Here is a 5,350-nt window from a genome sequence, read left to right as displayed (position 1 = left end):
AAGAGTAACTTTTAAATAAATCTCTATATATAATGTTTTAATCTAAAACTAACTTTTTTTTATCAATAAATCCTAAAATAGAAGGATTAAACTTAGATGCAGACAAAACTTCTATGTCAGAAGTAAATCTACCACCTAAACCTTTTTCTCTTGCTGAGGTTGTAATGTTAAGTAAATCTTGCAAAAAATAACAATAAGATGAACTAAGAAAATAAAAAAATATTAAAAATAATATATATCTTTTCATTTTTTTATTATAAATACTTTTTCAATTTTACTATCATATCCAGAATAGTTTCTTGCAAAAATTTTCAAAAGTAATAAGTCTATATTCTGAATATTCTTAATCTCATCTATTAAAACCTCAACTTTATTATTAGATGGATCTGTTGAAGCATCTTTTTCATATAGAATATTTCCTGCTAAATCAAAAAATATGAGTTTTGCTTCATCTGCTTTTTGAGTTAAAGTATAAACTACTTCTATCTTTTGTCTTTTTCTTACAGGATTAGGAAGGATTAGTAAGTCTTTTATTTTTAATGAACTTTCGGTTAAAAACACATAAGAAGAAATTATATTACTAAATTCGTCTTTAACCTCTAATAAGTGTCTTCCTTTATCTAAAGATACTTCTAATAAATATCTTCCTTCTAACTGAGGTATTAACCACTCACTTACATCTACTCCATCTATAAAAATTTTTATGGTTGCTGTAGTGGGAATTATCTCAAATTCAAATTTGGGTTTTAAAGAAGATACATATGAATGATCTGATAAAATTTTCCCACTTTCTTTTACCTTTACTTCTGTTTTTCCGTAGAATTGTTGTTCAGTTTTTTTAATTACTACATACACATAAGAAGACACATTTATATTTTCTAAAGTAAAAGCATTAATAAAAAGGGTATATGTTGAAGGTGTAAAATTACTAAGAGATAAACTTCCTGTGTACAAAACCCCATCTAATGAATTTAAAACTCCTGAAACTAATCCTATATTATAACTTACCGAAGTAATCTGAACATTGTATTTATTTATTTTTGCTAAGATATTTAAAGCATCTGTGGTAAAGAAAATCTGATAATTAGTGGGTAATATAATATCTATAGAAAGATATTTATCTGTCTCTTTTAAAACAATAAATTCTACAGTTGCATATCCAACTATATTTTGTTGGTGGGAATATCCAATAACAGTCAAAGTATGTAAACCAGTAGTGAAATTATGTAAAGCTATATCAGTAATTTCATATATATTTGCTTGTTTTAAAGGAAGAGAGAATTCCATAGAATTATCTATCTTATAAGTAACACTAGAAACTATAGTATTTATCCCAACAACTTCTGCAGTTATTTTTAAAGTAGTGGTAGCAAAAAATATCTCGTAACGAGTTGGAGAAATAATCCTAACTTGAATAGACCTTTCAGCATTAACAACACTAAACTGAACCAAGGAAGAACCAACTTCTCCATCACTCCCATATGCTGTAACGGTTAATGTGTGTGTCCCTGTAGTTAGTCCTATAAGTGGAATTCCTAAAACCTGGTATTTATTTGCTCCTATTGATGTCATGATCTGCTCTTGTTGATTATCTATTTTATAAGTTACAGAACTTATATTCACCCCAACGCCTATTACTTCTGCTAAAACAGAAAGTGTTTGCGTGGAGAAAAATATTGAACCATATTGAGGAGAAATTATACTTACTGAAATATTTGATGAAAAAATATCTTTAGAAAACATTACTCCATCTGGAGGAGGGCAACTTTTTAATGAAGAATATATTATATTGCTATCATTAGGTAAATTTGTTGTTTCTAAGTATATTATAAATTCTTTATTTTTGCCTGGATTATACTTATTTAATGGAGCAACTCCTCTGTTAAGATTACCACCTTCTGCTACCCAATAATCCACTCTTCTTGCCATATCAACACACTTAGAAATATACGAGAGACTTGAACTATTTATATAATATATAATCCCATCTATATTGTCAGTCTTAGTTTGGTTCCATTTATCAGGCAAAATGCAAGGTCTTCTTGTAAGATCTGCAAATTCTATAGGATCTGCTGAATGAATAAATGTTGCATTATACTGCATTTTATGAGCATCCTCAGCAGCAGGTAAAATTACATATGCTTTTTTATTACCTTTAGCAGAAGCCAACTCATTTATGAAATCAGCTACTATGTATCTCCTAAATTCTCCCCATGCTTGTAATTCTTCAAAACTTGAAACTCCTATATTATCACTTCCAGATTCACTCCTACATAAAAGCCCATTTACAACTCTAACTCCATTAGTATCTAGGGGCAAGTTATTAATTTCACCATAGTTTAAGAAATAATACACAATCTGCCTAATGTCATAGTAAAGCCATTCCATATCATTACTTCTCCAATCTTTAGTAGCAGCTGCAGAATAAATACTATAATAATTAGGATCGGTTTCGGTAGTTGGATCTTGAGGATTACTGCCGGAAGGAGGAGGACCCCACCATTTTCTAAAATGGTTAACCATATTTTCTGAATAACCTATAGTAGGAGCTTCTGCCCTTTCAGAGGGTATTTCTGCATTAAATATTATTCCACTTATGTTCTTTGCAGAAATTTTCTGAACTATATTTTTTAACTTATTTCTATATTCAACATCCACAGGTTCGGCTATGCTTAAAACAGTGCTGTTGTCATACTTCTTTGCAGGATAACTTCTTAATTGTGTATCTCTAAAAACATCTATATAGCAAAGAACACCTAAATTCTGTTGTTGAGCCACTGCAATCACTTGGTCTAACTCTTCTTCACTTCTATCTATTCCATCAGGACCTTTTACTGTAAAGATTATATGAGTGTATCCTTTTTGTCTTAATCCTACTATCTCTTGGGGTGAGTTAATTTTTACTGCTTTTAATAAGCGAGTAAGATAAATTTCTCCTAAACTTTTTACTGAAATTTGAAATGAAGTACTTGAGCCTTCATTGGTAGTAATACTAAAATTATAATCTCCTGGTTGAGAAGGCATTTTTATTATCCACCTAACTGTTCCACGTCCTAAATAATAATCCAAAATATCTTTATGAGTAACACACAAAGCATCAGCATAATTTGTTTTGATATAATTTATTATTTCTGGGACCCAATCTATACTTTTTTTATTCTCTTGTTGCCACAAAGGAGGTATATAATCAGAACTAGAGTAAGGATGAAGTCCAAATGTAACTGGTATGTTCCTTTGAGTAGCATTAGAACCACTTTGACCACTAATATAAGGTCTAGGAACTTCTGTTTGGACCACAGTGTAATGTCTGTCTACATATTTTTTCAAAAAATTCATCGTAGTAGCAAAATTATATACTTCGTGCAAAGAACCATCATATATTGTACCCCACATCCATTGTCCATTTACTTGACATCTTTGAGTGCCTACAAGAATGTTGTGTATCTTATGAGAAAAATCTGTATAAGAATCTAACACATTCCCACTAACAGTAACCTCATCACACATAGGTACCCAACTGGGAACAGCAGTTCTTGGATCTAACTGAGCAATAGGAGTAGGTCCTACTTCTTGTGGAGGCCAACCCGAAGGTCCTTCATTAACTGTACACACATATCTTAAACCTGATTTTCCAATTACTTTCCATATAGAAGATCTTAAAGGTGTCTTAGTAGTAGTTTCTGCACCTTCAGAAATATTAAACTCCAAAAATGGATTTCTAAAACCTTCTATCCTTCTATCTGTTGCCACTTCCAACCAATACTTACCTAAAAGTAATTCTATTTTTTGTTCTTCTTCTGTATTAGGTATCCCCCAGGAAGTTCCCCTTTTATATCTCCGTGTAGTTTCACCAATCCATCTTGAATTCATATGTAGACACAAACCCATATGAGGATGATGATATGTATGATATCCAATTTCCCAGTTTTGTTTCTTAAAAAACTCTATTAGATCATTTCCAAAAAAACTTTTGTTATTAGTAGAATATGTATCCATATACAATGCACCAGCTAATATATATACGCTCATTGGATATCCTAATTGATAAAATGGAGTTATGTGTTGTAAAGTTATATTTATATCACTATTCCAATCATCACTCCCAAATGCAAATAACCTTGGAGGATTATCTGGCAAAAATTTCGGCTTTAACAAAATTCCCACTCTGTTTATCTTTTGTGTCTTTTGATTCCAACTATATGAGGTATCTAAAGAACAACCAGAAGGTAAAGAAATTGTAGCATAAGCAGAAGAAATAGCAACACCACCAATATTTTCAAAATCAGCTGTTATTTCAATAGTTGCTCCTTCATATACTATAAGAGGTGTATCCCTTAAAGTAATTTTTATATTTCCTCCGGTGGCTGTATACCAATCAATATTTAGAGAAGAAACTGTTATGTTAAAACCAGCGTTTGGATCCTGGTTAATATCATTAGGAAGATATAAATGGAATGTAAGTCCTGCTGTAGAACCATTTAAATTTATAGTTTTTATGCCAGTTGCACCTGTTAAGTCCTCTATCAACTCTCCTATGTCATTATAAAGCTTGAAACTTACACCTGTGTAGTTACCAGATATACTAAAAGTTATTCTATCAATAGGAGAAACAAAAATTTTCTGAACCGTCACAAAAGTTCCAGCTGCTAACCACCAAGCCGTTTGTCTTATATTTAGTATACTTGTATTAGTTACTGAAATTCTATCCTGAGAACTTCCGCCTTTTGTAACTGTCCAATCGTAAAAATTAACAGGTTCTGAAAAACTTTTTATAGGTAAAAAAGAAGAAAGAAGTAATATTAAAATTCCTATCTTCATTTTATTACTAAAATTTTACCAGTAAAAATTTCTCCATTATTTTCAATTTGGTAAATATATACACCACTCTTTACTATCCTTCCTCTTAAATCTTTTCCATCCCAAATTTTTTCCTCACAGCTAGTTTCTGCTAAGTATTCTGAATGTTGAAATAATGTTTTTATCAACCTACCATTAATATCACAAATTTTCACTTCTCTTACTTTTCCAAAATTTATAATACTTTTATCTGGTTCTCTAAGATTTAAAATATATTCTTTTTTTAATTCTATTGGTTTCTTAAAATCTTTATACTCTATCCAATCTATCTTTAATACACAATCTACTGAAGGAGGATTTGCTTTAGTGCCATTGTCCCAATGAACATCATTATGCCATAAATTAACTATTATATTAGAATAATTAGTAGGAATCAAATCACTTCTTTCAAAATTCCATAACTCTTTCTCTTCACCATCTATACAAATAAAAAATCTTACACTACTTGAACTCCACCAAAACCCATATTCATAATATCTTAAAGAGTGATCAA

3 protein-coding genes are annotated in these 5,350 nt (G+C 30.5%); all 3 read right to left on the bottom strand.

Annotated elements, in window-relative coordinates:
- Window positions 1–37: 37 nt before the first annotated feature.
- The gene (locus N2712_07740) at window positions 38–247 is read right to left on the bottom strand and encodes a hypothetical protein (GenBank protein ID MCX8029867.1); all 210 of its coding nucleotides are present in this window, start codon (window positions 245–247) and stop codon (window positions 38–40) included.
- Window positions 244–4,818 (bottom strand): hypothetical protein, encoded by a 4,575-nt coding sequence (locus N2712_07735; GenBank protein ID MCX8029866.1) that lies wholly within the window; start codon window positions 4,816–4,818, stop codon window positions 244–246. The genes N2712_07740 and N2712_07735 overlap by 4 nt, the downstream gene beginning before the upstream one ends.
- Window positions 4,815–5,350 (bottom strand): hypothetical protein (locus tag N2712_07730; GenBank protein MCX8029865.1); only part of this gene is annotated, 536 nt, incomplete at its 5' end. The genes N2712_07735 and N2712_07730, both read right to left, overlap by 4 nt.

This window comes from Brevinematales bacterium, from assembly GCA_026415355.1.
GTDB lineage: Bacteria > Spirochaetota > Brevinematia > DTOW01 > DTOW01 > SKYB106.
This window is presented reverse-complemented; position numbering and strand designations above follow the sequence as displayed.